This window comes from Shewanella sp. Shew256 (genome assembly GCF_002196695.1).
Lineage (GTDB): Bacteria > Pseudomonadota > Gammaproteobacteria > Enterobacterales > Shewanellaceae > Shewanella > Shewanella mangrovisoli.
Window position 1 is genome coordinate 373,744 of record NZ_NAJR01000003.1, and the last position, 26,722, is coordinate 400,465.

The 26,722-nt window shown below is 49.7% G+C and carries 20 protein-coding genes; 10 read left to right on the top strand and 10 right to left on the bottom strand.

Going from position 1 to position 26,722, the window contains the following annotated elements:
- Positions 1 to 142: 142 nt before the first annotated feature.
- The 3 genes from B5P39_RS07335 to hldE all read right to left on the bottom strand — a co-directional run bounded on the left by B5P39_RS07335 (position 143) and on the right by hldE (position 3,030).
- The gene (locus B5P39_RS07335; RefSeq protein WP_011623828.1) at positions 143 to 622 is read right to left on the bottom strand and encodes a TetR family transcriptional regulator; all 480 of its coding nucleotides are present in this window, start codon (positions 620 to 622) and stop codon (positions 143 to 145) included.
- A 153-nt stretch (positions 623 to 775) separates the two neighbouring features.
- Positions 776 to 1,603, bottom strand: a complete 828-nt coding sequence (locus tag B5P39_RS07340) for a hypothetical protein (RefSeq protein ID WP_088210995.1) — start codon at positions 1,601 to 1,603, stop codon at positions 776 to 778.
- A complete protein-coding gene (gene hldE / locus B5P39_RS07345; protein ID WP_011715992.1) occupies positions 1,600 to 3,030 on the bottom strand; it encodes a bifunctional D-glycero-beta-D-manno-heptose-7-phosphate kinase/D-glycero-beta-D-manno-heptose 1-phosphate adenylyltransferase HldE in 1,431 nt (476 codons plus the stop codon). Before hldE ends, B5P39_RS07340 begins: the two co-directional genes overlap by 4 nt.
- 102 nt (positions 3,031 to 3,132) lie before the next feature.
- Here hldE and B5P39_RS07350 point away from each other — a divergent pair, with 102 nt between their 5' ends.
- Positions 3,133 to 4,059 carry an LpxL/LpxP family Kdo(2)-lipid IV(A) lauroyl/palmitoleoyl acyltransferase gene (locus B5P39_RS07350; protein WP_088211140.1) on the top strand — a complete coding sequence of 309 codons (927 nt, stop codon included), beginning with the start codon at positions 3,133 to 3,135 and terminating at the stop codon, positions 4,057 to 4,059.
- Between the two features lie 174 nt (positions 4,060 to 4,233).
- On the opposite strand, the gene B5P39_RS07355 is transcribed toward B5P39_RS07350, so the two are convergent.
- Complete coding sequence (locus B5P39_RS07355; protein ID WP_011715990.1) at positions 4,234 to 5,958, bottom strand: potassium/proton antiporter; 1,725 nt, start codon at positions 5,956 to 5,958, stop codon at positions 4,234 to 4,236.
- 623 nt (positions 5,959 to 6,581) lie between these two features.
- Between B5P39_RS07355 and B5P39_RS07360 the strand changes: the two genes are divergently transcribed.
- From B5P39_RS07360 to B5P39_RS07370, 3 genes are all read left to right on the top strand, one after another.
- Entirely contained in the window at positions 6,582 to 8,867 is a 2,286-nt protein-coding gene (locus tag B5P39_RS07360) for a nitric-oxide reductase large subunit (RefSeq protein ID WP_088210996.1), read from the top strand.
- 192 nt (positions 8,868 to 9,059) lie between these two features.
- Complete coding sequence (gene norR / locus B5P39_RS07365; protein WP_088210997.1) at positions 9,060 to 10,616, top strand: nitric oxide reductase transcriptional regulator NorR; 1,557 nt, start codon at positions 9,060 to 9,062, stop codon at positions 10,614 to 10,616.
- Between the two features lie 171 nt (positions 10,617 to 10,787).
- Positions 10,788 to 11,702: a L,D-transpeptidase family protein gene (locus B5P39_RS07370; RefSeq protein ID WP_088210998.1), complete on the top strand. Its 915-nt coding sequence runs from the start codon at positions 10,788 to 10,790 to the stop codon at positions 11,700 to 11,702.
- A 98-nt stretch (positions 11,703 to 11,800) separates the two neighbouring features.
- Here B5P39_RS07370 and B5P39_RS07375 read toward each other — a convergent pair whose 3' ends face one another.
- The gene (locus B5P39_RS07375) at positions 11,801 to 12,628 is read right to left on the bottom strand and encodes an N-acetyl-ornithine deacetylase (RefSeq protein WP_088210999.1); all 828 of its coding nucleotides are present in this window, start codon (positions 12,626 to 12,628) and stop codon (positions 11,801 to 11,803) included.
- Positions 12,629 to 12,790: 162 nt separating this feature from the next.
- Here B5P39_RS07375 and B5P39_RS07380 point away from each other — a divergent pair, with 162 nt between their 5' ends.
- A complete protein-coding gene (locus B5P39_RS07380; protein ID WP_088211000.1) occupies positions 12,791 to 14,206 on the top strand; it encodes a M16 family metallopeptidase in 1,416 nt (471 codons plus the stop codon).
- A complete protein-coding gene (locus B5P39_RS07385; RefSeq protein WP_088211001.1) occupies positions 14,203 to 15,741 on the top strand; it encodes a M16 family metallopeptidase in 1,539 nt (512 codons plus the stop codon). The genes B5P39_RS07380 and B5P39_RS07385 overlap by 4 nt, the downstream gene beginning before the upstream one ends.
- Positions 15,742 to 15,744: 3 nt before the next feature.
- On the opposite strand, the gene B5P39_RS07390 is transcribed toward B5P39_RS07385, so the two are convergent.
- Positions 15,745 to 16,587, bottom strand: coding sequence for a bactofilin family protein (locus B5P39_RS07390; protein ID WP_088211002.1), 843 nt, complete (start codon positions 16,585 to 16,587; stop codon positions 15,745 to 15,747).
- 229 nt (positions 16,588 to 16,816) lie between these two features.
- Between B5P39_RS07390 and zapE the strand changes: the two genes are divergently transcribed.
- The 3 genes from zapE to B5P39_RS07405 all read left to right on the top strand — a co-directional run bounded on the left by zapE (position 16,817) and on the right by B5P39_RS07405 (position 19,679).
- Positions 16,817 to 18,019: a cell division protein ZapE gene (zapE, locus tag B5P39_RS07395; RefSeq protein ID WP_176399877.1), complete on the top strand. Its 1,203-nt coding sequence runs from the start codon at positions 16,817 to 16,819 to the stop codon at positions 18,017 to 18,019.
- A 50-nt stretch (positions 18,020 to 18,069) separates the two neighbouring features.
- On the top strand, positions 18,070 to 18,507 hold the full coding sequence (locus B5P39_RS07400; RefSeq protein ID WP_088211003.1) for a MerR family transcriptional regulator: 438 nt from the start codon (positions 18,070 to 18,072) through the stop codon (positions 18,505 to 18,507).
- A 236-nt stretch (positions 18,508 to 18,743) separates the two neighbouring features.
- A complete protein-coding gene (locus B5P39_RS07405; protein ID WP_088211004.1) occupies positions 18,744 to 19,679 on the top strand; it encodes an NAD-dependent epimerase/dehydratase family protein in 936 nt (311 codons plus the stop codon).
- A gap of 88 nt (positions 19,680 to 19,767) precedes the next feature.
- Here the strand turns inward: B5P39_RS07405 and B5P39_RS07410 are convergent, their stop codons facing one another.
- Entirely contained in the window at positions 19,768 to 20,391 is a 624-nt protein-coding gene (locus B5P39_RS07410; RefSeq protein ID WP_088211005.1) for a LysE family translocator, read from the bottom strand.
- 76 nt (positions 20,392 to 20,467) lie between these two features.
- A complete protein-coding gene (locus B5P39_RS07415; protein ID WP_441347606.1) occupies positions 20,468 to 21,451 on the bottom strand; it encodes a LysR family transcriptional regulator in 984 nt (327 codons plus the stop codon).
- 130 nt (positions 21,452 to 21,581) lie between these two features.
- Between B5P39_RS07415 and B5P39_RS07420 the strand changes: the two genes are divergently transcribed.
- Positions 21,582 to 22,541, top strand: coding sequence for a sodium-dependent bicarbonate transport family permease (locus B5P39_RS07420; protein WP_088211007.1), 960 nt, complete (start codon positions 21,582 to 21,584; stop codon positions 22,539 to 22,541).
- Positions 22,542 to 22,639: 98 nt separating this feature from the next.
- Here B5P39_RS07420 and B5P39_RS07425 read toward each other — a convergent pair whose 3' ends face one another.
- Together B5P39_RS07425 and glnE are read right to left on the bottom strand one after the other, a co-directional pair.
- Positions 22,640 to 23,608 (bottom strand): GGDEF domain-containing protein, encoded by a 969-nt coding sequence (locus B5P39_RS07425; RefSeq protein WP_088211008.1) that lies wholly within the window; start codon positions 23,606 to 23,608, stop codon positions 22,640 to 22,642.
- A 102-nt stretch (positions 23,609 to 23,710) separates the two neighbouring features.
- Positions 23,711 to 26,575 carry a bifunctional [glutamate--ammonia ligase]-adenylyl-L-tyrosine phosphorylase/[glutamate--ammonia-ligase] adenylyltransferase gene (gene glnE, locus B5P39_RS07430; RefSeq protein ID WP_088211009.1) on the bottom strand — a complete coding sequence of 955 codons (2,865 nt, stop codon included), beginning with the start codon at positions 26,573 to 26,575 and terminating at the stop codon, positions 23,711 to 23,713.
- Between the last annotated feature and the right edge of the window lie 147 nt (positions 26,576 to 26,722).

The following is a 26,722-nucleotide window of genomic DNA, read 5'->3' on the forward strand; positions in this document are numbered from 1 at the left end:
TGCAGCTTAACTAACTGCAGCTTAACTAACTTAAGGGTGCGTAAAATCTATGACGCCACGGCGGATAAAACCAACTGCTATTCGCCAAACCATAGAAACAAAAAAGGAGCCTAGGGCTCCTTTTTTGTGGTGATGCTTAAGATTATGCCGCTTTGGCAACATCAAAATTAGACAGCAGCATGACCGCAGTACGGCCTAATAGGTGATTGATAGTACGATCGCCGACCAATCCTAATTCAGCAATAGCTTGCTGACGTGCTGTACTGACCGCTCTGAAGAGGGTGATTTCGTTATTCGCGCCACCACAGAGGCTGAAGAATAATCTTAACACTGCACGGTAATGCTCTTCTTGCATCGCTTTCATCCAAGAGGCTTCTAAGGCTTCTTGGCTAGAAAAGTCGAGCGCGGCAACAAATAAATTGCCAATACGACTATCTAAACGGATTAAGAAGTCGTTTTTACGCGGAAAGTGATGACTAATACCAGTGCGGCTAATCCCCGTTGCTTCAGATAACGTGGTATAAGACATAGTCTCAAAGCCAATAGTCAAAATTTGTCTTAACGCTTCATCCATAATCTGATTTATGGTCTGCTCAGTCTGTACTCGCGAGCGCTTAGCCATAGTAAAGTCTCCCGTTGTTCTTTTTCTGGGGTAGAGCTTACCAAAGCCTTTCAGGGATTACTGCTGTTTGGAAACGCCAAACAAGTGTATTTCGCTTTTGTTCAGCTAGGGTTCAGTTTGAAACAGGGAGATTTACCGATTCTATTTACATATTCACAACATTGAATTTTGTACTAACCAGTCGTGTGCTTTTGTCTCCCCCATCAGCAGTGTCAGTGTCGGGGTTAGGTAGCGCCCAAGATCCGGCTTGCGCCAAGATAGGTATGCTGGCAGGGGTTGCAGCACAGTCTCGCCAAAAGTCCGCTGCATTAAACTCGAATATTCACGTAATATCTGTGGCTCAATTTGTATTATTTTAGGATAAAAATCGGCGACAAAATCACGATATTGGCTGTAATGGACAATCTGACCCACTTGATACTTTTTTAACACTTGTATCATCATCGGGCTGGTCCAGTGAGACATATACTGCGAACTTGTTAACGCCGCAAGGTTGCGTCTGTGATATTGCTGCCAGGCTAAATCAAGATTGCCCTTGGCCTTAGCGACACGCCAAACAAGGTAGAGATCCGCCAACCACTCATGCTGATAAGCTGTTAATTCTTTAGGTAATAAACTGCCCTGCAAGGCCAGATTTTCAAGATGTCCTAGCTCATGCCATAGGGTCAATAATGCCTGTTCTTTGAGGTCATATTGATAGGTTATGCCATCGATATTGAGCAGTTGAAACTCTGGTGTTTCTCGCTCATTTACCAGGATTAAACCGGAGAAATGACTATTTTCGACGGGTAACACCATGGCACTGCGAAGCCCAAGTTCAGTTTGGAATTGGGTTTCACTGCGAGGGAGTTGTTCACGAACCTGAGTTGGAAAGCTTGCCAGACACTGACTCAATTGCGCTAACGGGCAAATTAACGCCTGCTTGTCGCCGATGGGCACCCAAGTCAGGCTAGAGATCAGTGTCAGGGCAATGAGACTCACTGTTTTGCCATGATATTTTGGATAATGGCCGTCGTTGATATCCCGTCTTCAAATCCTAACACTTGGACTTGGCCACCCGCGGCGATCACCTCGGCGCCACCAGCGATATCTTCAACCTTATAATCTCCTCCTTTAACGAGGAGATCGGGGAGTAATCTGGCGATAATCCGCTGTGGCGTGTCTTCACTAAAAGGCACAACCCAATCGACGGCGGCTAATCCTGCTAACACCGCCATACGTCTATCCACTTGATTGACAGGGCGACCTTCGCCTTTTAAGCGTTTCACCGAGGCGTCGTCATTCACGGCCACAATCAATCTGTCGCCTAAGGCTTTGGCTTGCTTGAGGTAACTGACGTGCCCCGCGTGCAGAATATCGAAGCAACCGTTGGTCATCACCACTCGCTCGCCGCGCAATTTAGCTTGCTCTAGGGCATAGGCAAGTTGATCTTCACTCACTACCCCAAAACCCGACTCACCGTGGTGCAGTGCTAAGGCTTCAATCAGCTCGATACGTGACACGGTTGAAGTGCCTAATTTACCCACAACAACTCCAGCAGCGGTATTGGCAATGGCGCACGCCTGCGGCAGTTCTGCGCCCGCAGCGAGTGAGGTCGCCAGAGCTGAAATCACTGTATCACCGGCGCCTGTCACGTCATACACCTCACGGGCCACCGTGGGAATGTGTAACTCTGGGGCATTGGCCGTCACTAAGGTCATGCCCTTTTCGGAGCGAGTGACTAAGATAGCGTCGAACTGATGCTTATTGAGTAAGCCACGGGCCTTTTCAAGTAAATCCGCCTCAGAGGTTACCGCACCAACCACGGCTTCAAATTCACTCATATTGGGTGTGATGAGTGAAGCGCCATGGTAACGGCTAAAATCGGAACCCTTTGGATCAACAAGCACTTTCACGCCTTTAGCGCGAGCCAGTGCAATAAAATCCTGCGGCTTATCGATAGCACCCTTCGCATAATCCGACAGCACCACTACATCGACCGAATCGAGTAAGGCTTCGGATTGTTTAAGCAAACGCGCACTATCCTGCTTATCGAAGGACTCTTCAAAATCGAGGCGAATGAGCTGCTGGTTACGCGACAGTACCCGCAGTTTGGTAATGGTCGGTTTATCGGCAATATTCAACCACTGTGGCTCAACACCGAGGGCTTGCACGCCAAGGGTTAACGCCTTAGCGGTATCATCTTCGCCGACTAACCCCGCCAATTGCACTTGACCGCCGAGGGTCGCGATATTTAGCGCCACGTTGGCCGCACCGCCCGGTCTGTCTTCGACTTGGTTGATCTTCACCACGGGCACTGGCGCTTCGGGCGAGATACGACCCGTTGGCCCAACCCAGTAGCGATCTAACATCACATCGCCGACAACTAACACTTTGGCTTTTTCAAATGCTGGCAGAGAAACCTTCATAGCGCTCTTATCTATTGCAGAAATTAAACCGTGATTGTACCTAATTTTCAGCAAAATATGAGTTAGAATAAGCAGTAATTTTCAAAAGTAGTGAGTATTTTTGTGGTCGAGAAAGCTGAGTTTTCATCATCCTTATATCATCCGAAGCACTGGCCCATGTGGTTTGGGGTGTTAGTGATGCGGATTACCCAAGTGTTACCTCTCTCGTGGCAGATGAAGTTAGGTAAAGGATTAGGCCGATTAGTTAAGACTATTGCAGGCAGTCGAACCCATACCGCGCGCCGCAATTTAACCCTCTGTTTCCCCGACATGCCCGAGTCAGAGCGCGAAGCCCTGCTGACCCGTAACTTTGAAGAAACGGGTAAAGCGATTTTCGATACCATCAATGCCTGGTGGTGGACCGATGAAAAAATCCAACAACATATGCAGATCACCGGCAAAGAATACGTGCAAGACACCTTGAATGCCGGCCATGGGGTGATTCTATTTGCCGTGCACTGCTTACCACTGGAAATGGGCGCGCGTATTTTTGGTCAATTCCAACCCGGTGTTGGGGTGTACCGTCCACACAACAATCCGGTGATGGAATACCTACAGGTCAAAGGCCGCTTACGCTCAAACAAAGCCTTAGTGCCGAAACGCGATCTACGCCAGATGGTGCGTTGTTTACGCAATCCCGATGTGATTTGGTATACCGCCGATCAGGATTTTGGGCGTTCGAGTGCGGTGTTTATTCCCTTCTATGCCGTGCCCGATGCTGCGACCATTACCGGTGCCACCACACTGGCTAAACTCGGCAAGGCCAAAGTGCTGCCCTTCTTTGTGGAGCGCACCGAAGGTGATAAGGGTTACCATATTGAGATTATGCCGCCGCTCGAGAACTTCCCCGGTGAAGATGAGCTAGCCGACGCCATTCGCGGTAACAAAATTATCGAAGGGATTATCGATAGAAATCGCGCCCAATATATGTGGCTTCACCGCCGCTTTAAGACTCGCCCAGATCCAACGGACAAGTCCTTATATAAATAAGCTTTCGTTCTATCTGTTTGAAATAAGTGCTTAAAAGCGGATAAAAAAATGCCAAGAAATTGCTTGGCATTTTTTATCTTAGAACTTTCGGTTTAAGGCATAGTTGAGGGTTGAGGGCTTGAAACCCTAAGCATCATTTCCTGTTAAGCCCTGCATAGCAGGCTTAAGCACTGATTAAGCCTCTGCCGGTAAGCGAATACCCACATTGGTGACTTTGCCTTCATTGAGTCCTGCAACTACCCAATGCAGTGACTGCCATAGGAACTGATCACCAAGTACCGGATGCGAGCCTAATTCTGCCGCCACTAAATCTGCGACCGTCATATCGCCGGTTGCTTCATCTAACTCCAGACCATAAATCGGCGCCAGATCCAGCAGCTTAACCTCGGTATCGATAAAGAAGTCACCGAAGAAACGTGGCACTTCCTTGGTTTCGGGTGCCTGACTAAAGAGGTTACTTAAGGCTTCTAGGCTCTTCTCTTGCCCAAGCACACACAAAATGTCCCCCGCTTCGAGGCAGGTACTGCCCGATGGGTGCAACAGTGTATTATGGCGAAATACCGCCGCAATCCTTGTTCCATCTGGCATTGAGAGGCGTTTAAGCGGTTCGCCGATACACCATTTGTTTTCACTCAGATGGTACACAAACACTTCCCACTCGCTGCTAGGGTAAATTTCAACCCCAGAGCGTGAAATCGGCAACGGCTTAGGTGGCAACTCAACCTTAGCTAAACGTGCCGCCGTGGTGAGGGACGCCCCTTGTACTAGCAGTGACACTAATACCACGAAGAATGCCAAGTTAAAGTACAACTGCGCCCCCGGTAATCCCGCCATCATAGGGAATACCGCTAAAATAATCGGCACGGCGCCACGCAATCCGACCCAAGAAATAAACCAGCGGTCACGGCTGCTAAAGCTCTTAAAGGGCAGCAAGCTGAGCCATACGGCTAACGGTCTGGCAAACAGGATCATCCCAAAGGCTAACGCTAAGCCCGGTAACCAAATATCCAACAAGTCAGACGGTGTGAGCAGCAGCCCTAATACGAGGAACATACCGATTTGGCTAACCCAAGTCATGCCATCCAATACGTTTAGGATGGAATGGCGACCACGGGTAGGCTTGTTGCCGAGGAAAAGACCGACGAGATAAATCGACAGAATGCCGCTACCGCCGAGTTTGTTCGAGGCGGCATAAATCATCAGACCGCCACTGAGCACTAAAATCGAATACAAGCCTTCGGCAAGCTTGCTTAGATTCACCAACTTCCACAGCAGCCAACCGCCGCCAAGACCGAGGAAAATCCCCAAGCCAAACTGCTTGATAAAGCTTATCAGCATAAAGCTTACGGATAACTCGGCGTCCACATTAGCGAGGATGGCAATCAGGGTCACGGTTAAAAACACCGCCATTGGGTCGTTACTGCCCGATTCGATTTCCAGCGTCGCGCCAACACGCTCGTTAAGGCTACGGCCCTTTAATAGCGAGAATACCGCCGCCGCATCAGTGGAGCCGACAATTGCCCCCACCAGCAAGCCTTGCAACCAGTGTAAGTCAAATAACCATGCGGCCATTACGCCCGTGATACTAGTGGTGATAGCGACCCCAAAGGTCGCCAGCGACAATGCCGGCCACAGTGCCACCCTAAAGCTCGCGACCCGCGTGCGCATACCGCCATCGAGCAAGATAATGGCTAAGGCTAAGTTACTGACAAGATAAGCGGTTGAGTAGTCGTCAAACAGAATACCGCCGGGACCATCCTCCCCGGCTAAAATCCCTACTGCGAGGAAAATTAATAAGATAGGGATACCCAAGCGCGAAGACACGGGACTTAACAAAACACTCACAGCGGCAAGCAAGGCACCGATCAGAAAAAAACTATTGATGGAATCTGCATCCACACATGCCTCCTTAAATACAAGAGTGTTTAGTTAAACGATAAAGAAATCACCCAGATTAAAAATGACTCAATTGAAAATTTTTTGTGTTTCTATACTAGCATAAAAAATGCAAATTAATGGAGTTTTAAATATTAAATTTCAAACATCTACATCCAAATCCTCAGTGAAAGGCCATTTTGACTAACTTTTACATAAAAACCAGTACAACCATAAACACCTACCGAACATAAACTCAAGCTCATAAACAAGATAAAATCTTTATTTATCAATATATTTAAAAATAGCATTCCATATAAACTCACTGTATACCGCCAAAATCGCGAGGATAACCATATAAAAATATGCTGTATTCGCTAAAAGTCGGCTTAAGTCCAGTTAAACTCTGCAATAACTTGAAAGCATAGATAAAATCACCTTTTCCATTGTGTTATCGACATACAAGCCTCTAAAGATGTCATAAAGACAATCACTGTCATATCAACAATCAATATTCAGTATCAAAAAGACAATCAAGCATAGAGTGAAATTTATATTCTTCTTTATTTTCAACAACAAAAAGGCTTGGCACGTATTACGCAATAGCAGGTGAAACGTATCAAAATGACGTTGCATCAAGGAGACTTATGAGCAAACAAAAACTCACCGCTATCGCACTGTTAGTTGTGCTGATTGCTTCATTCACTGTGCTGCTGAGCATAGGCAGTGAAATTTATCGGGAAAAACCGCCGATCCCCACTGCATTTACCGATGCAAATGGTCAGGTTGTGTTTAGCGAAAATGATATCGAACAAGGTCAATTGGTCTGGCGCTCCATGGGCGGCCATCAACTGGGGTCGGTTTGGGGACATGGCTCTTATGTTGCCCCCGATTGGACCGCCGACTGGTTACACAGAGAAGCCGAAGCTTGGCTCGATATTCGCGCAGAGCAGCAATATCAAACACCGTTCACCCAATTAAGTGCCCAGCAAAAAGCCGGGCTTGAACAAGCCTTAAGGGAAGATTTACGCCATAACAGCGTCGAGCCACAGGCCGATGGCACAGTGCTTATTCGCTTGTCTAGCACTCGTATCGAAGCGATAGATAAGGTCGAGCAGCATTATTTATCCCTGTTTGGGAGCGATCCAGAACTCAGCAGCCTTCGTGAACAATACGCCATGAAAGAAGGCACTGTGCCCGATCTAGCGCGCCGCGAACAACTCAATGCGTTCCTCTTTTGGGGAGCCTGGGCGGCAATCACAGAACGCCCGGATGCACCCTATACCTACACCAATAACTGGCCCTTCGATCCCCAACTAGGCAATACACCGACCTCGGATAATATCGTCTGGTCGATACTCAGTATTGTGACCTTAATTGCGGGGATTGGCGGATTGATCTGGCACCATGCGAGCGGCAAGCATGAAAGTCTGCCCAAGCCCTCGGAGCAAGATCCGCTGTTTTTCACTAAACCCACCGCCTCACAAAAAGCCGTCGGCAAATACTTCATCACAGCAATTGGTCTGTTTTTACTGCAAATTTTACTCGGCGGGATCACGGCCCACTATGCGGTTGAAGGCCAAGAGTTTTACGGCTTACCTATTTCGGAAATACTCCCCTACTCAGTGACTCGTACTTGGCACACCCAATTAGCAGTATTTTGGATAGCCACGGCCTGGTTAGGCACAGGGCTGTATATTGCTCCCGCCTTATCGGGTTATGAACCTAAATATCAACGTCTCGGCGTTAACGTACTCTGGGTAGCCTTAGTCGTCGTGGTGCTTGGCTCGATGGCCGGCGAATGGATTGGGGTGCAGCAGTATTTTGACCTCGATATGAATTTCCTCTTTGGTCATCAAGGATATGAATACATAGATCTTGGCCGAGTATGGCAAATCCTACTCCTCGTCGGATTATTGATATGGCTAGCCTTAGTCACCGCCGCCATCAAACCCGCCCTCAAAGTGCAAGGCGAGATGCGCCCTGTAATTTGGGTACTCTATGCCTCCTGTGTGGCGATTGGCTTGTTCTATGGCGCCGGCCTCTTTATGGGTAAACACGCCAACTTAGCGATTGCAGAATATTGGCGTTGGTGGGTTGTACACCTGTGGGTTGAAGGCTTCTTCGAAACCTTTGCCACCGCCGTTATCGCCTTGATGTTGGTACGTTTAGGGTTAATCCGCGGTCGCAGTGCCAACGGTGCGGTGTTATTCACAACAGTGATCTTCTTAACAGGAGGTTTGATTGGCACCCTACACCACCTCTACTTTACTGGCACACCCACCTCAGTGATCGCTTGGGGCGCCATCTTCTCCGCCTTAGAAGTCGTCCCCCTCGCCATAATTGGTTTTGAAGCGATGGAAACCTACCGTCTGCGCAAAGCCAGTGGCTGGATGCAACGTTATCACTGGGCGATTATGTTCTTTGTGGCGACTGCGTTTTGGAACTTAGTCGGTGCAGGTATGCTGGGCTTCTTAATCAATCCACCTATCTCGCTCTACTACATTCAAGGACTAAACACCACGGCCACCCACGGTCACGCCGCCTTTATGGGCGTGTACGGTATGCTGGGCATGGGCTTGATGCTCTTCTGTCTGCGGGGCCTCACCGGCAATATTCAGTGGAATGACAAAATGCTCAAAGGCGCCTTCTGGAGCCTCAACATTGGCCTAGCGGCTATGGTGTTCATGTCGTTATTGCCCGTGGGGATTACACAGTTTTTTGCCGTCATCGACCATGGATATTGGTTCGCCCGCTCGCCAGAAGTGATCCATAGTCCACTGGTTGAAAGGCTGGTTTGGATGCGCATGTTTGGGGATGTCATCTTCAGCATCGGCGGTCTCTTAATGGGCGCCTTCTTAATCGATTTGATCAGAAAAGCCCTGAATAAACCGGCCAAAGTGCAACAGGAAGTCTTACAAACAAATCACTAACCACAGCGATTAATCCTGTCTGACCAAGGTGCCGTTTAGGCACCTTGGTTGCTTAGTGTGATGGCCTGCGCCGTTTATCGTTTACCACGCTTTTATAGCCTTACCGCATTAACGGTTAGCAGTGTCTAAACAACCTGTGTCAATATAACAATCAATGCTATAAATCAGGGGAACCTCGCTGCAGGAGTTTTTATGGCCCTAAGTCAAACTGACCTTACCCGTATCGCACTGGATATCACCTCTGGTTTAGCCCACAGAGACCGCTTCTCACGCTTGCTCGATACGGTGAGAGCTAACCTGCACTGTGACGCGGCAGCGCTACTGACCTTCCATGGACACTATTTTACCCCGCTGGCTATCGACGGTTTGAACGAGGATGTGCTCGGCAGACGCTTTATCCTGAATGAACATCCAAGGCTTGAGGCCATTGCCCGGGCGGGGGATATAGTGCGCTTTCCCGCCGACAGTGAACTTGCCGATCCCTACGATGGCTTGATCCCCAATCAAACCGGGGCATTGAAGGTTCATGCCTGTATCGGACTGCCCTTATTTGCCGACGAACAGCTTATCGGCGCCGTGACTATCGATGCCTTTAATCCCCTGCAGTTCGATCAATTCAGCAATACTGAGCTGCGCAGCTTAAGTGCGATTGCCGCCGCATCCTTAAGCAATGCCCTGCTGGTTGAAAAACTGGAGCGCATGGCACTCAATAGCCACTCGACCCATGTGCAGGAAAAGAGCCCGAACCTTAACCACGATGCTGAAATCATAGGTAACTCGCCCCAGATGCAAAGCTTGAATCGGGAGATTGAAGTCGTTGCCCATAGCGACCTTAACGTACTGATTTTAGGCGAAACAGGAACGGGCAAAGAATTAGTCGCCCAGGCAATCCATCAAAAATCCTCGAGACAGCACAAACCCTTGGTCTATCTCAATTGCGCGGCGCTTCCTGAATCGGTTGCCGAGAGCGAACTCTTTGGCCATATCAAAGGCGCGTTCACCGGCGCCATTAGCCATCGCAGTGGCAAGTTTGAAATGGCCGATAAGGGCACACTCTTTCTAGACGAGATTGGCGAGCTTCCGCTCACGCTTCAGGCCAAGTTGCTGCGGGTATTACAATATGGCGATATTCAAAAAGTGGGGGATGATCGCAGTCTTAAAGTCGATGTGCGTATCATTGCCGCCACCAATAAGGATCTGAAAACGGAAGTGCTGGCTGGCCGCTTTAGGGCCGATCTCTACCATAGGTTGAGCGTGTTTCCCCTGCTGGTGCCGCCACTGCGCGAGCGCGAGCAGGACATCACCTTGTTGAGCGGATTCTTTGCCGAGCGATATAGGCAAAAGCTTGGGATGAAACAGCTTAATTTCAGTCCCAGTAGCTTAATCTTGCTCAATCAATATACCTGGCCGGGCAATGTGCGCGAGCTCGAGCACGCCATTCACAGGGCGACCGTACTGGCGCGAGTCTCGGCACAGGATGGCTGCTGCACCATAGCGCCACAACATTTTGATTTACCGTTTAAACAAAGTCCTTTAGAAACAAGCGCATCGACAAGTTTAAGCGTAAACGAAACACAGCTTCGCCCGTTGGAAGGCGTCAGTTTAGCCCAAGCGACCGACACCTTTCAGCGTGACTATATCCAGCAAGTGCTCACGGCGCATCATGGCAATTGGGCCGCCTCGGCCAGAGCCTTAGGACTCGACCCAGGCAATTTGCATCGTCTCGCAAAACGCTTAAGGCTAAAATAAGTGATAAATACGCCGTACGGATCATATTTCAGTTGAAATAATGGCCAAAATAAGGAAGGATGCGAGCTTCGCGCGCCAGTGCACTTTGCCCGACAATTTGCCGCCCTGTTTTGGGAAGAAAAAGCCGCGTAAAACAGGTTATTTTATTAACAGGAATCGTAGTATCCGCTTATGAGTATGCTTCGCACCACAGCTTTATTATTGACTCTGGTTTTTCCGAGTCTTTCCGCTTTAGCAACGGAATACCCTTTACCGTCTTCGAAGAGTCGGTTAGTTGGCGAGAACCTGTATTACACAGTGCCAGAGGGTAAACACACCCTCGAAGATGTTGCCGCTAAATTCCAACTCGGTCTAAGCAACTTGCTGGAAGCAAACCCTGGCGTGGATCCTTTCTTACCTACTCCAGGCAGCAAGCTATTAATTCCTCAACAGCTTATTCTGCCCAATGCGCCGCGTGAAGGCATAGTGATCAACGTTGCTGAAATGCGCCTGTATTACTATCCAAAAGGTAAGAACACCGTTGAAGTGCTGCCAATCGGTATTGGTCAGATTGGTAAAGATACCCCTGAAAACTGGGTCACCAGTGTTCAACGTAAACGCGCTAACCCAACTTGGACACCAACCCCACGTATTCGTAAAGAATATGCCGCAAGGGGCGAAATTCTGCCTGCGGTATGGCCAGCCGGTCCCGATAACCCAATGGGACTCTACGCGCTCTACATTGGTAACTTGTATGCCATCCATGGTACCAACGCCAGCTTCGGTATTGGTTTACGTGTCAGCCAAGGCTGCGTACGTTTACGCCACGATGACATTGAACACTTATTCAAAACGGTTCCAGTGGGTACCCGAGTACAATTTGTGAACCAGCCGATTAAAGCGACCGAAGAGCCAGATGGTAAGCGCTACTTAGCCGTGCACCAACCACTGTCACGCACCATTGCCGAGTTTGAATCAGAAGAGCCCGTCTCTCTGACCTTACCGAAAGATATCGCTAAGTTTATTGCCAAGGCCGATACCGATTCAGCAGTGATTAAAAAGCTGCTCGATGAGCGTACAGGCGTGCCAACAATTATTAATCAATAATCGGCAAAGTAATAGATTGCAGCGGTTGATGCCGCTACGCCCATAAAAATACCCGCCTAGGCGGGTATTTTTGTTTCAATCAAAATGAACTTATCGGCTCAATCGCATAATGGTGCGCAAAGGGCCAAGAAATGGGTCATTGCCGCGCTATTTGCCAAAATACGTTGGTCGAAGTTTTGCAGTGCAGGGGTTTCGGTACAGGCACCTACACGCGCGCCGCTACGCACTAAACACGCCTCAAATGAGGTATCAAAGTGATTGAAAATCAAGCCATCTTTAACAGGGCAACCATCAATCTCACCATCGGCGGCGATAGGGAAATAGCCCCCTAAGGTATCGCGTAAATCGAGACTAAAACGTCCCGGCACTTGGCTTGGCTCGAAGGAATACACATAAGCCTCACGGCTCAGCACGTCCTCATGGCAGGTTAAAATACCGTCACGGCTCGCCGCGATGAGTAATTGCGCATGATCTAACAGCAGCTTACCTTCCACCGAGGTACTTTCATTGGCCTTAGGTTTACCGTTTTCAAACACAAAGCCACGGTTAGGGTTTTCACCAAACTTGTTAAATCGGTGGCCACGCTTAAAGCCGGTTGGGTTCACCAGAGGCAGAATGCTCAAATTCACCCGTTCAAATAAATCGGCCGATGCCTCACTTAAAAAGTGCAGTAAGCCCCAAGGGCCTGCCGATTCTTCACCGTGAAACCCTGCGCTGATCAATAACGAAGGTAAGCCAGACTTGGCGGCGGGAGATTGATACAGACTGACGCTGTACTTGCCGACTTCACCGAGTTTTTTCTCAACCATCCCCAAACGGGACATTTCCTGCTCAAGCTGTAGATAAAAATTATCGATATCAGTGCTTTCACAGTTAAAAATATCGCTTTTCCACTGAAAGGATTCGAACGGAGATCTGCTTACCATATCTTGTACTTATGCCAGAAAAAGAACTGTGCCATCATAGCAGTTCTTTTAAAAAACTGAATGCTATTCAACTGATTTAGATGAAATCAGACGAGTGGGTTAAGCTGCTCACACAAGCACACAGATGAAAGCCTTCAGCGGGTAATTTAGATAGGATGCTAAATGAGACCATACCTTAGCGGTTATTTCGGCCTAGTTATCGCGTTGCTTAGCCCTTCGCTTAAGGCGCAGTGCCAGATAACGGGCGCCGAGCGCCTGTATCAACTCGAGTCGCAAATTGAGACTTACACTTTAGCCAATGGCCTCACTGTGCACCTCTTGCCGCAAGCGGATAAGCATACTTTGACCATTGCCAGCCAGTTTAATGTCGGTGCGCGCAATGAGGCCAAGGGCCAAACTGGCTATGCACACTTATTCGAACACACGCTCTTCAAGGGCAGCGAACAAGCGCCCGGTGACAGCTATGCCCAGCAGTTAAGTGCCCTTGGGGCGCGTTTCAACGCCAGCACCCACTTCGATTACACCAATTATTACGTCACTCTGCCGAGCCAAGCCCTCGGCTTAGGGCTGTTCCTCGAGGCCGATCGTTTTATTCGTCCCGATTTAAACGAGACTACAGTAAAGAATCAGCAGGAAACCGTGCTCCAAGAAATGGCGCAAACCATAGATAACCAGCCCTATGTGCGCAGTGCGATGGATTTTCTGCTAGAGCAGGTGAAGGATACGCCCTACGGCCACGGTATTATTGGCAGCCGTGAGGATATTACTCAGGCGAGTCCCGAGCGTTTAATCGCCTTTCACCGCGCTCATTATCGTCCCGATGCGATGCAGTTATCCTTAGTCGGCAAGCTTCCCTCCGACGTCAAGTCGCTTATAGCACAACACTTTAAGGCTTGGTCTACACCTAATCAGCCCATAGCCGAATTTGATGAGCTGAAAATCACGCCTAAACCAGTAAATGCGGAGCTTATCGATAAGCGTGGTCCTTGGCCCGGCTTACTGCTCGCCTGGCATACTGTAGGTAAAAATCATCCCGACGCCGCCGCTATTCGCCTGCTCGAAGGCTATTTATTCCAAAATACCCGCAGCGCCATAGCGCAAATCAGCCAGCACGACCCGGCGCAAATGTTGAGTTATTCACTGCCCTTTGAGCTGGAAAATCATGGCATAACCAATCTGGTCTTAGTGCCTAGGGCCAAAACCTCACTCGATGACTTAACGGAAAAGATTTTAGGCGTGGTTACCAAAGTGCAGCAGACACCATTGAGCGACGCTGAACTGTGTCAACTCAAACAAACTTGGCTGAACAATCAGTTAGCGCTGCTCGATAACACTCAATCGCTCGCCACCCTGCTATCCGCTACGGCGAAACGAGACCAAATGCATCCATTAACGGCCCAATGGCAACGGATTAACTCTGTAACGACAGAGGATCTTCAACGGGTTGCCACGCGATACTTTAGCACCAACATGGTCAGGGTTGACCTCTTGCCACCTTGGTATATCCGCGTTGGCAAGACGTTGCTGGAGTGGCTGCCATCGGGTGTGAGCGATAGCCTTGAGGACGCGGTACTATGATAAAAATGATTTCATACAGTAGATTGGCAATAGCGCCAACTCTCCTTAAAGGCCTAAAAGCCATGAGTCTTGGCCTTGTCGGTATCACGCTAATGGCCTGCCAACAGACCCAGCTTAACTTTACCGCCACCCAAGCGCCCAATTTGGCAAGCTTCGATACCCCAACTCAGCTACCGGAGGTGGGGCTGATCCGCCAGCCCACAGAATCGGCTTTTATCGATGTGGTGCCCGATGGCCTAACACTCCCCTATCAGCTCCACAGAGCACACAGCAGCCAAGGGTTGAGTAATAGGGTGAGCCTAGTGGCCATCAGTCCCAGCATGCCCTTCGAAAATCCGGATATTTTACAATTCGCCCTGCAGGAAAAAGCTCGTAGTCTGGCGCTCAACCAACCCGATGCCTGCCTTGAAACCTTCGAGACTCGCGTTACCCTGCACAGTATCAATCTGAGCCTAGCCTGCCCCATGCCAGTTAATCATCTCTACCGCCTATTGATACAGTTTTGGCAAGCCGATGCGTTTAGCGAGCATGCCGTGGCAGCGGTCGATATCGACAATATCCGCCGCCAATTGAAACTCAATAAGCACTTAAATGCCTTTAGTGGCGCTGAAATTGATAAAGTCTGGCGCGACAAACTCCTCGGGGCGGCACATCCCTATAATCAGAGCATCAATAATCAGGCACTGTACGACTCACTCACCTTAAGTGAACTGTCGCAATTGCAGCAGCGCACGTTTGCCCAAGCAAAGTGGCACCTGTTTTTAGAAGGCACAGAGATCGAAGAAGCCGAGTTTGATTTAAAGCAAAGCCTCGCCCTGTGGCCGAGTGATACAAACTTAAGCTTGTCCACGGTGCCAACTAAAGCAAAATCCCTTAACAGAGCGACGTCGTCGATAAAGCAGTCCCACACTATCTATCTGATTGATGCGCCGGGGAGTGTACAAACTCAGGTACGGATCGGTTATGCCCTCGACGATAAACACTTATCAGCACAAGATATTCCACTCGCTTGCCGCAGTTTAGCCGCCATCTTGGGGCGCAGCTTTTCGGGCCGGCTCTATTACGACTTGCGCGAACAGCGCGGCTTAACCTATGGCATTTACGGCCAATGCGCTAATGCGCCACTCGCCACCAGCATTAAGTTTTATGGCAGTACGGCAATAGAGCACACGGGCGCCTTTGTGGTGGGGATCTTAGATCATCTAAAGCTGCTAGCCTCGACGCCAGCGAGCGAAGGGGAAATTGCCGCCCTTAAAACCTATTTGATTGGCGAAGCGCTGTTAACCCAAGACAATCCCAGCCAGCGCGAAACTCAGTTTATTCATCAACTCGTGTTGGGATTAGATCCCCAGTCAAACCAAGCGATGAACGCTAAGCTGCAGGACCTCACGCCAGCACAGCTGCAGCAATTAACCCAGCAAGCCTTTAGCGGCGAACCTCTGGTGATTTTACGGGGGGATGTCGATAGGATAACGGCCGACCTCACCCACAAGCTGCCGGGCTGGCAGCTAGAGGTGGTCAAAGTAAACGATTAATTTTTAGAGTTTACCGCTAGGAACATCGCTCGCCGTGCCCTGTTGTAACATCTGGGCATGGCCTTGCTCCATTTGCGCTAAGTCTTCCATGGCGACGCCAGACTCCATATTAGGATGCCCTTCGCTTGGGTGTTCTGGATTGCTGCCATCGTGGCTATCCAATGCCATGGCTGAAGCCGTTTGCGTGTCGTTATCGCTTGCGGCACCGCTATCCTTGGCGAGCGAGTCATCTTTCACGGGTGATGGCAGCAGAGTTTCACTATTCAGGGCATCCCCCTGCGCAGTATTTGCTGTAATGGCCGCTGGTTGACCAAAGGTGCTTAGCCAAGTGGTTAACTTTACGGGTGTTATGACACTGACCAGCACAATAATGGCTGCGGCCGCGGCGCCATAGGGTAACCATTTGCGCGCCCCCGGCTGATTATCCCGAGCATACAAGGCGTTAGTCTGAGCGGTGTTGGTATTTTTAGCTGCGCCCTCTGGCGCTAAGGTTTGTAATAGCTCGGGTAAATGTTCCAACTCTTGGCCGATAATGCGCTGACCGATAAATTGCCCGCCCTCATAAATTTCTAATTGGTGGCTAAGCACTTCGCCCTCGACCGTGCCAGAGCTGACAATCACTAATTTATTGCAACGCACCTTGCCGCGAAAAACTCCGCAGACTTTCAGTTCATCACAGCAGAGCTCACCCGAGACTTCGCCACCAAGCTCGATCTTAATCTGTCCCGCGCAGCGGATATTCCCCGCTAATTTCCCCGCAACTAATGCCGTGCCCGCCAGTTGCATCTCGCCCTCAATGGAGGTGGAGGCACTGATAAAAGTAACACCATTACCTTTGCTACCCATAGGTTTAATTCCATCTCATTATTTTTGTGAAAAAGATGTTAAGTGAAAATGCCTGAAGAATAAAGCATTGGATTCCTTTGATATTTGACTTGAGTCGGTTTTAGGTAAGATTTTAGTCCGCTGCTTAACTGTGTTAGGCTGGCAAGGTTTTTCAGCAGATTTAGGCTTAACACCTCACACGAAATAAGCCAAAGCTTGCTGCCGCAAAGGGATAACACAGACTCAATTGATGACAAATTCCATGGTCTTAAACCCGCTCACAACGGTAACCGCCCCTCAATCACCTCTGGCCATTTATCAGGCCAAAATCGGCGCCGAGCTAATTGAGGATCCCGCACAGACACAGGCGGTACTCGCCTTAGATAAGCTGTATCAGCAGATTATTGGTCGAACAGGCGCTCAGCCACTCAAGGGCTTATATCTGTGGGGCGATGTCGGCCGGGGTAAAACCTTTCTTATGGATTTGTTCTTCGATGCCCTGCCACAACAGGGAAAGCTCAGGCTGCACTTTCATCGCTTTATGGCGCGGGCGCACCAAGCCTTAAAAGAACATGCAGGGCAGCGCGATCCGCTTAAGCTGATTGCAAAAAATCTAGCTCAGGAGTGCAAGCTACTCTGTTTCGATGAGTTTTTTGTCTCTGACATAGGGGATGCCATGATCCTCGCCGGTTTGTTTGAAACCTTGTTTGCCCAAGGGGTGGTGCTAGTCGCCACATCCAATATTCCTATCGAACGCTTATATGAAAATGGCCTCGCCAGACACAGATTTTTGCCCTGCATTGCTCTGCTCCTGGCCCATACCCAAATGCTGCATTTGAATGGCGAGCAAGACCATAGGTTGCACGCCTTGAATCACGAGCCGTCGGCAGAGGCCATTGCCGCCACCTCAAAGAATATTGGCCTGACTGGCACACTGGATTTCGAGGCCATTTTTACGGCGCTGACGCATGGCGCCCCCGTGCTTGAAGCCAATACACTGCGCGTCTGTCAGCGAGATATTCCCGTCGTGCGCGCCACAGCTGAAGGCCAGCAGCCTTCGGTCGCCTGGTTTGATTTTCATGCTCTGTGCGATGGCCCGCGCTCGCAACTCGACTATATTGAAATTGCGAGCCGATTTAAGGTGTTAATGCTGAGCAATGTGCCCAGACTCGGGGGCGAAGTAAAAGGTTGGATCCGCGCCCGCGGCACTGAAGATGGCACAGGCGACAATCAAGCGGCCGCTACGGGAGAGCGGCAACTGTCCTACGCCGCTAACGACGACCCCGCACGGCGTTTTATCAGCCTTATCGATGAGTTATACGACCAAGGGGTGAACTTATATTTAAGCTGCGACGTGCCATTGAGCGAACTCTACCAAGGCGGCGCCCTCAGTTTTGAGTTTCGCCGCACCTATAGTCGACTCATTGAGATGAGTCAGCAAAGAGTAGAATGAGGCAAAATGCCCATGGTCACGATTAACATCAGCAAAAAAGTGATATCAAGATGAATATTGGTGAATTATCCCAAAAGACTGGACTTGCGGCGTCGCGGATCCGATTCTACGAACGCATTGGTTTACTCAAAGCGGTGAAACGTCAAGCGAATGGTTACCGCAGTTATCCGCCTGAGGCTGTGATGGCGCTCGAGATGATCACTACGGGACAACAGGCGGGATTTAGCCTCGATGAACTGCGGTTATTACTGCCAGCCGATCTGGCCAACTGGGATCATCAACATTTACTCACTACGCTAAGACAAAAGGTCAACGATCTCGAAGAAATCGAGCGAAAAATCGCACTCAACAAAGCCAAATTATTGGAGGTCTTAACCGAAATTGAGGCTAAACCCCAAGATATGGACTGCCAAACCAATGCGCAGCGGGTGATGTCTCAATTCGGTTGGGATATTTTACCCACTCAATCGCAGCCAAAGTCCAAATAACCCGATCACTGAAAGCCTCACATCGAAAACAATAACGGCCCCCTCTTTTGGCCACCACTTTGCTGGCTGTGGATTTAGCCTAAATGAGTCACCACATCCCAACTACTTTCTTTATTCTTATGGCATCACTTGGTGCAGTTTAAGCTCAAGCGAATAAATCCCAAGATAGGCTATTGACCTTAAACTTAGCTTTAACCTTAGGATAGTGGCAAACGAGTCATCCCTTTGGAGAAAACATGAGACAAACCATACTCGGAGCCAACGGTCAAATCGGCAGAGAACTAGCCCTTAGCCTTAACCGCGAGTTTGACTGTGACATTCGCCTTGTTAGCCGTAAACCGCAAAAAGTGAATGCCACAGACGAGTTAAAGAGCGCCAACCTGCTCGACTTAGCACAAACCTTAGCCGCGGTGGAAGACTCTGAAATCGTTTATCTCACGGCGGGACTGCCTATGGATACTCAGCTTTGGGTCGAGCAATGGCCTGTTATCATGGGTAATGTTATCCAGGCCTGTAAGACTCACGGCGCCAAGCTGGTGTATTTCGATAATACCTATATGTATCCGCAAACGGCGGCGTCGCAGCGCGAGGATGCAGCATTTGCACCCAATGGTGCCAAAGGCCGCGTGAGGGGCGAAATCACCCAAATGTTACTCGATGAGATGAAGGCCGGGCGACTCGAGGCGATGATCTGCCGCGCGCCAGAATTTTACGGCCCTGGCCAACCCCAAAGTATTACCAACACCACGGTTATCGACAATCTCGCCCAAGGGAAAAAGGCCAAAGTGTTTTTACGTGACGATACGAAACGCAGTTTGATTTACACCCCAGATGCCAGCCGCGCCATGGCCTTACTCGGGAATACGCCTGATGCCTATGGACAAACATGGCACTTACCCTGTGATGACAATAGATTGACCTATAAGGAATTTATTACTCTTGCCGCCGACATTTTTAAAGTATCGGCGCGATATACTGTGGTCAAAGAATGGCAACTGTGGCTCGCGGGTAAATTCAACCCCACCATACGTGATGCGGGAGAATTGCTGCCCCGTTATCGCTGCGACAATCTGTTTATTTCCGATAAATTTAAAGCTCGCTTCCCTGATTTTAAGGTCACTCGCTTTGAACAAGGGCTGGCTGAAATCGCCAAGGAACGCAAGTTAATCTAAGCGTATGCTCGATGGCATCGTGGATAAGTGTGACGCCATCTCATGCATTCACTAACTGGCAGTGAGTAAGAGTCAGACGCTTAGGTTATCAGTCGCTAATAGCGACTTTTCCGGCAAGCCCGACCAGTAACACGCCGGAAACGCCCTCAAGTCCGCGAGCGTAACGCTGTGAATCGGGTCGATTAAATAGCCAACTGCCACAGGCGGCATATAGCAGGTTGACCAAGGTTGCTAGGCCACTGAAGAGTAAACCTAAGATTAACAGTTGCGTGGCAACCTCGCCCGAGGCGGGGTCGATAAATTGCGGTAAAAATGATAGGAAAAACAGCGCTACCTTAGGATTTAACACACTCACCACCATGCCCTGTAAAAACACATTGGTGTTTGACGTGGCGTTGTCGCCAATCACTATTCTGCTCTGGCCCTGCCAGCAGGATATCAGAGCTTTTACACCTAAATACAATAAGTAAGCCGCACCGAGCCATTTCACTATATTAAAGGCCAAGGCCGAACTTAAGATAATGGCGGAGAGCCCTAAGCAAGCGGCCAAGGTATGCACAAAATAACCCGCGCCTAATCCTAACGCCGCTTTAAGACCGCAGGCCATTTTACCCTTCATAGTGTTCGAAACGATGTAGACCACATCGGGCCCAGGGATCAGATTGATTGAGAGGCACGCAATCACAAACATCAGCAACGAATCTAGCTCCATTTATATTCCCCTGATTATCGGCACCAACATATTTAGCCTAAACTACCCTATCCCCACTGCTGCGCCAAGGCGAGTATCATCCATTAAATCGCTGACTTAACTGCTGAATATCCGCAGCAACCCATTCAGGTTCAATACAGTCGGCAAGTTGACTCGCCATAAACGACACTAACTGCATGGCGGCATAGGGTAAGCGCCTGTCCCTGCGCCCCACCAGATACCAGTTACTCTCCAGTGGAAATCCGTTTACCGACAATATTGCAGGTTTTTCACGCCCTTCCTGCAACGTGTGGGCCGAAATCACCGATAAGCCTAAGCCCGACGCCACGCTTAAACGAATCGCCTCGTTGCTCTCAATCTGCATTGTGTCGCTCAAGGCAATCCCTTGGGCGCTACACCAAGACTCAAACATCAGCCGTGTGGCTGAACCCGGCTCGCGCATGATAAAGCGCTCTTGTTTCAACGCATTAAAGTTGAGGTGTTGGCACTCAACCGCCCAATGGTCCTTAGGGGCTATCAGTTGCAGCGGATTTTTAATGATCCGCGCCGATAACACATTCTCACCACTGGGTGGATGACTAAAGAGATATAAATCATCTTCTTGACGCTCGAATCGCCCCAAAATATGCGCACGGTTGCCAATATTTAAGGTGACTTTGACCTGCGGAAATTGGCGATAGAAGGCCCCTAAAATCCGAGGCATCACGTATTTTGCCGTGGTCACTAGACCGATATTGATATGGCCGACACTGCCGCCCCTCGCCTGTTGAATAAAGGCATCGAAGTCTTCGAAGCGACTCAAGGTATCGCAGGCAACCCGATAGAGCTCTTGCCCGACTAAGGTTGGCTGCATTCGCCCCTCTGCGCTTATCAATAGAGGCTCACCCAAAATATCGGCCAATTTCTTCAGTTGTAGCGAAACTGTCGGCTGGGTGAGATGCAAGGCGCGCGCAGCGGCCGAGATATTGCCAAGCCTGACAACCTGTACATACACCTCGAGCAAACGAAAGCTTAAGTGCCGAAGTTTAAGTTGGCCTTGGGAAGACTTACCCATAGACATTTATCTATACCTAATCAGCAAACAATTTATTTTTCAATATAACGAATTGGGTTCAGAATCTCCAGCCATCGATGCCCGCAGAACTTTCTCGGCGCATTATTCTGTTGATGTCGTTATTAGTGAGATACTTATGCCAGATATTGTCATTGCGTTTTTCGCCTTAGGTTTACTCGCCGGTTTAGTTAAATCCGATCTTAAGGTTCCCCCCGCCATCTACGAAACCCTCTCGATTTTGTTAATGCTGACCTTAGGGCTTAAGGGCGGCATGGCGCTGCACGGTCATACCCAAAACCTAGTGATCACCGAATTGGTTGCTGTGGTCGCCTTAGGTTTACTCATCCCCTTAGTGCTTTACCCTGTGCTGACGCGCTTAGTGCAACTCGGTCGAACCGATGCCATTAGCATCGCCGCCCATTATGGGTCGGTGAGCGCGGGCACCTTTGCCGTGGTGCTCGCCATGGTGGAAAAATCAGGGATGACATTAAGACCCGAAACCACCCTATACCTAGTGCTACTCGAACTGCCCGCGATTGTAGTTATGCTCTGGCTGCACAGATACTTAAGCTCAAAACAGGCGGGACAAGATGCCGCGCCAATGGCCCATAAATCCAGTGTGTTACACGAGGCACTAACCAGCCGTGGCGTCGTGCTACTGGTAGGTGGTGTCGTGATAGGTTGGCTCTATGGCCCGACGGGACTAGCCCCTCTAACACCTGTGCTGCTCGGTGGCTTTAAAACCCTACTGGCACTGTTTTTACTGGAGATGGGCTTAGTCACGGCGAAAGTCTGTTTACCGCTGCCGCTGCAACAATGGCGCCTGTTAGTGTTTGCCGCCGTGACGCCATTTATCTTGGCATGGTGTGGTATCGGTGTCGGTTTATGGTTGGAATTGCCCGAAGGCAGCATCTTAATCCTGGCGGCCTTGAGTGCCAGCGCCTCCTATATTGCTGCGCCTGCCGCGATCCGCGCCGCCATTCCCGAGGCCAATATCGGTTTGGCTATGCTGGCGTCGCTGGGGATTACCTTCCCAGTAAATGTGTTAATCGGTTTGCCCTTGTATCAGCATTGGGTGTTACAAATTACCGCTTAATTTTCAGCCATAAAAAGGGAGACTTCAGTCTCCCTTTTTACCTTATAAACCTTTTTATCTTATAAACCTGTTTATCACTGAGTCAGCGACCCGATTAACTAAGGCTTATCCAAGTGATGCACCGCTTTATCTCGATACATGGCTCGGTCGGCTGCGTCGAGTAGATCATCCAGATTCATATCCGATGCTGGCAACCAATGGGCTATGCCTATGCTGGTTTCGAGGGGATGTTCTGGATGTTGTTGATTATACTCGGCAAGCAACAGCTTAAAGCGCTCAATTGCAAAGTTCACTGTATCGCGCTCGATAAAACTTAATAACACCACAAACTCATCGCCGCCCAGCCGTGCAATCACATCGGACTCCCTAAAGGCCGCCATCAAAATATGGGCAAAGTCATAGAGCAGTTGATCGCCCTTGCGGTGGCCAAAACTATCATTCACTTCCTTAAAAAAGTCGAGGTCGAAAAAGACTAAGGCGGCCTCGGCATCGGTACGACGACAACTCGCCAGCGATTGATAGGCGAGCAACTCAAACCCTCGGCGGTTGGAGATCATGGTCAGCGGATCTAAGGTATTTTGCGCGATGGACAAGAGCTCAGCCTCCACCATTTGCCCCAGATCCGTTAAGGTTTCGGCGTCTTCTTCGGTAAAATCGCGCGGCTCATTACCGATTAAGCACAGAGTACCAACCCGAAATTCACCATGAATAGTGAGGGGATAACCCACATAAAAACGAATATGGGGCGGCTCAGTGACTAAAGGATTATCACAAAAGCGTGGATCCTTTAGCGCATCATGCACAACGAAAATCCCATCATGATTAATCGCATGGGCGCAAAAGGAAATATCCCTTGGAGTTTCAGTCACCTCTAACCCTTGACGAGACTTAAACCACTGTCGATTCGCATCGACTAAAGTCACCACACAAATGGGCAGTGAAAAGATCCGCCGAGTCAATCGAGTGATCCTATCGAATCTTTCTTCGACATCGGTATCGAGTACATTCAGCGCTCTTAGAGTAGCTAAACGCTGCAACTCGTTTTCAGGAATTGGAGGTAATTGCATAGTACGCTCCGCTAACGGCTCTTAATCAAGCTTAGTCTAAGCCCAAGGAGTGGAACAGCAAGGAATGGCGTTAACCGCCCTGCTATTCCTCCGTGGCTTTAGCTATTCGAGTATATTTCGATAAATATTCATCACCCTTTCAGCATGTTCTTCCACATCGGCGTAGGCTAACTTACCGGCTTTTTGTTGCAAGGTGAGGCGATGATTTTCATCCCTTAGCCAACAATAACTCTGAGTTAAGTGCTGCGCACTCATCAGCGGCAAAAGCTCAAGCTCGGCCAGCACCCCAAAAATACGCACGTTATCAGACCAAATCGACAACTCGGGATACTCATGCGCATGAGCGAGCACTAAATATTGGGCGATAAACTCAATATCCGTGATCCCGCCGGGGCTTTGTTTCAAGTCGAATTCACCTTCACTGACCTTGAGTAAATGATCGCGCATCTTTTGGCGCATCTCACGCACGGCCTTTTTCAGCTCGTCTTTGTCCCTTGATTGCTCGAGCACCGATGCGCGGATCTGGCTAAATTTAGCAGCTAAACTATTATCGCCAAACACAAAGCGTGAACGCACTAAGGCTTGATGCTCCCAAGTCCAGGCCTCCTGCGTTTGATACTCGCCAAAGCGCGCAATCTCACTCACCATTAACCCCGATGAGCCAGACGGACGCAGGCGCATATCCACTTCATACAACTCACCCGAGGTGGTTCGGGTTGAGAATAAGTGCAGAATACGTTGAGCCAGTTTCAAATAAAAATGGCCCACTTCTATCGGTCTATCGCCATTCGTAAGACTGTTGGCCATGTTTTCGGGCGCTTCGTAGAGGAAGACCAAATCCAGATCCGAACCGTAACCCAGTTCGATACCGCCTAACTTGCCATAACCTATGACCGCAAAGCCGGTGTCGTTACCTTCCTCAAGATAACTGGGCACACCATGGCGCACCGCTACTTGCTGCCATGCCTGCATCACCACTTGCTCGATAATAGCTTCGGCCAAGAAGGTTAAGTGGTCGCTCACCTGCATCACAGGTAAAACGCCTGTCACATCGGCGGCAGCAATTTTCAGCTGCTGTGACAACTTAAACTGGCGCAGCGCCTCCATTTGCTGCTCCATATCATCCTCAGGCACCCGCAGCAGATACTGGCGCAATTCACTGGGATAATCATCGAGCGATGTCGTATCGTACAGATGCGCAGGGTCGATAAGCTCATCGAGCAACATAGGGAATTTAGCGAGCTGCGCCGCAATCCAAGGGCTAGCACAGCACAGACTCACGAGCTGCTGACGGGCGCCGGGATTTTCGCACAGCAATTCGAGATAGGTCGTGCGCGTCAGAATTTGCTCCAGCACCTTTGAGACAGGCTCGAAGGCCGCTGAAGGGCTGGGCTGATTGAGTAATTCGTCGAGCAACCTTGGCATTAATTTATCCAGGGTCTCACGGCCACGGGGACCAATCGAGCGTTTTGTCACGGTTTCGCGCCAACTGCTGAGCAGCGGCCAGAGTTTATCGTCATCAATCTGCTGCTCGGCGAGGAGATTAACTGCGTGGTCATCCTGCTGCACATTCCACAGCTGCGCAGTCCAATGCTCGGCTTTCTCCTCGCCTTCTTCACCGCCAACTGTGGCTTTAAAATGACGGTGAATCTTCGCCATCGCCGCCTCGATATGGGTGCGAAGATCGGTTTCGTTGGTCATATCCAGCACTGCGCACAATCTTGCCCAATCGAGGGGATTATTTGGCAGAGTCTGGGTTTGCTTATCATCAATCGCCTGTAACAGGTTCTCGACTCGGCGCAGTAATAAGTAACTGTGTTTTAGCTCATCGACCGCCAAGTATTCGAATTGACCTAGGCTGTAAAGGGTATCCATGGCCCCAAATAGGCTCTGCTGGCGCAGGGCGGGTTCACGGCCGCCGCGGATCAGCTGAAAGCTTTGCACCACGAACTCCACTTCACGTATCCCGCCGGCACCGAGTTTAATATTGTCGGTTAACTGACGGCGACGCACTTCTTGGGCAATGAGTTGTTTCATTTTGCGCAGGGACTCAATCGCCGAGAAGTCGATATACCGGCGATAGACAAAGGGGCGCAGCAAGCTGTGTAATTCGTCGGAAAAATGGTTCCAAGGCCCAAGCGAACGGGCTTTGACCATGGCATAGCGTTCCCAGTCGCGCCCTTGCTCTTGGTAATAATCCTCAAGACCACTAAAGCTCACCACCAATGGACCGCTCTCGCCGTAGGGACGCAGGCGCATGTCGACGCGGAACACAAACCCATCGACGGTAATTTGGTCGAGTAAATTAACTAGCCGCTGCCCCATACGGATGAAAAACTGTTGGTTATCTAGGCTTCGGCGCCCACCCACGGTTTCGCCATGTTCGGGGAAGGTAAAAATCAGGTCGATATCGGAGGAAAAGTTAAGCTCACGCCCACCGAGCTTGCCCATGCCCAAAATAAGCAAAGGCTGCGGATTGCCCGCCTTATCCATAGGCGTGCCATATTGGGCACACATTTCTTTATAGAGCCAATCCCTTGCACCAATCACCAACGCTTCGGCGAGTGCCGAAAGGTCTAACAGTGACTCTTCTAAACTGGCGTAATCTAAAAAATCTCGCCAAGCTAAACGCACCATTTGATAGTTACGGAATCGGCGTAATTGACGTTTTGCGAGGTCTTCAGTCGTCGCACTACTTAACTGATCGTGTAGCTGGGCATCAAAGGTCTGCCGCTCCACTTGCTGCAAATCGCCCGCGAATAAAGTGTTAATCCACTCGGGTGACCGAGTTAACTGCGCTGCGATATAATCGCTTAATCCTAAAACGTTTTTCAGTTCCTGCTGCTGCGCAGGCGTTAAATTTGCCAGTCCTTCTGACCATACTTCGGCGAGGCGTGCCCAATGTCGCTCTGAGGCTTGATTGATGAGGGGAGACAATGACTTATTACTGTCTTTTTGTACGGCCATAATAATCCCTAACAAATTTAAACGTCGACATATTATGTCATAAATGATATAGAATGAAGCCACATCAGGTTTGATGCCATTGCCATGCCTCAAGGCAAATTTCCCTCCATGGCAAATGCAAGCTCAGCCCAACAGAAAGTGGCCCCC

Excerpts from the sequence above, each read along its gene's own strand:
- B5P39_RS07415 (WP_441347606.1), bottom strand. The coding sequence starts at position 21,451 with ATGTCTATGGGTAAGTCTTCCCAAGGCCAACTTAAACTTCGGCACTTA.
- B5P39_RS07375 (WP_088210999.1), bottom strand. The coding sequence starts at position 12,628 with ATGGTAAGCAGATCTCCGTTCGAATCCTTTCAGTGGAAAAGCGATATT.
- B5P39_RS07380 (WP_088211000.1), top strand. The coding sequence starts at position 12,791 with ATGAGACCATACCTTAGCGGTTATTTCGGCCTAGTTATCGCGTTGCTT.
- B5P39_RS07385 (WP_088211001.1), top strand. The coding sequence starts at position 14,203 with ATGATAAAAATGATTTCATACAGTAGATTGGCAATAGCGCCAACTCTC.
- B5P39_RS07370 (WP_088210998.1), top strand. The coding sequence starts at position 10,788 with ATGAGTATGCTTCGCACCACAGCTTTATTATTGACTCTGGTTTTTCCG.
- B5P39_RS07420 (WP_088211007.1), top strand. The coding sequence starts at position 21,582 with ATGCCAGATATTGTCATTGCGTTTTTCGCCTTAGGTTTACTCGCCGGT.
- B5P39_RS07400 (WP_088211003.1), top strand. The coding sequence starts at position 18,070 with ATGAATATTGGTGAATTATCCCAAAAGACTGGACTTGCGGCGTCGCGG.
- hldE (WP_011715992.1), bottom strand. The coding sequence starts at position 3,030 with ATGAAGGTTTCTCTGCCAGCATTTGAAAAAGCCAAAGTGTTAGTTGTC.
- B5P39_RS07360 (WP_088210996.1), top strand. The coding sequence starts at position 6,582 with ATGAGCAAACAAAAACTCACCGCTATCGCACTGTTAGTTGTGCTGATT.
- norR (WP_088210997.1), top strand. The coding sequence starts at position 9,060 with ATGGCCCTAAGTCAAACTGACCTTACCCGTATCGCACTGGATATCACC.
- B5P39_RS07425 (WP_088211008.1), bottom strand. The coding sequence starts at position 23,608 with ATGCAATTACCTCCAATTCCTGAAAACGAGTTGCAGCGTTTAGCTACT.
- B5P39_RS07410 (WP_088211005.1), bottom strand. The coding sequence starts at position 20,391 with ATGGAGCTAGATTCGTTGCTGATGTTTGTGATTGCGTGCCTCTCAATC.
- glnE (WP_088211009.1), bottom strand. The coding sequence starts at position 26,575 with ATGGCCGTACAAAAAGACAGTAATAAGTCATTGTCTCCCCTCATCAAT.
- B5P39_RS07405 (WP_088211004.1), top strand. The coding sequence starts at position 18,744 with ATGAGACAAACCATACTCGGAGCCAACGGTCAAATCGGCAGAGAACTA.
- B5P39_RS07335 (WP_011623828.1), bottom strand. The coding sequence starts at position 622 with ATGGCTAAGCGCTCGCGAGTACAGACTGAGCAGACCATAAATCAGATT.
- B5P39_RS07390 (WP_088211002.1), bottom strand. The coding sequence starts at position 16,587 with ATGGGTAGCAAAGGTAATGGTGTTACTTTTATCAGTGCCTCCACCTCC.
- zapE (WP_176399877.1), top strand. The coding sequence starts at position 16,817 with ATGACAAATTCCATGGTCTTAAACCCGCTCACAACGGTAACCGCCCCT.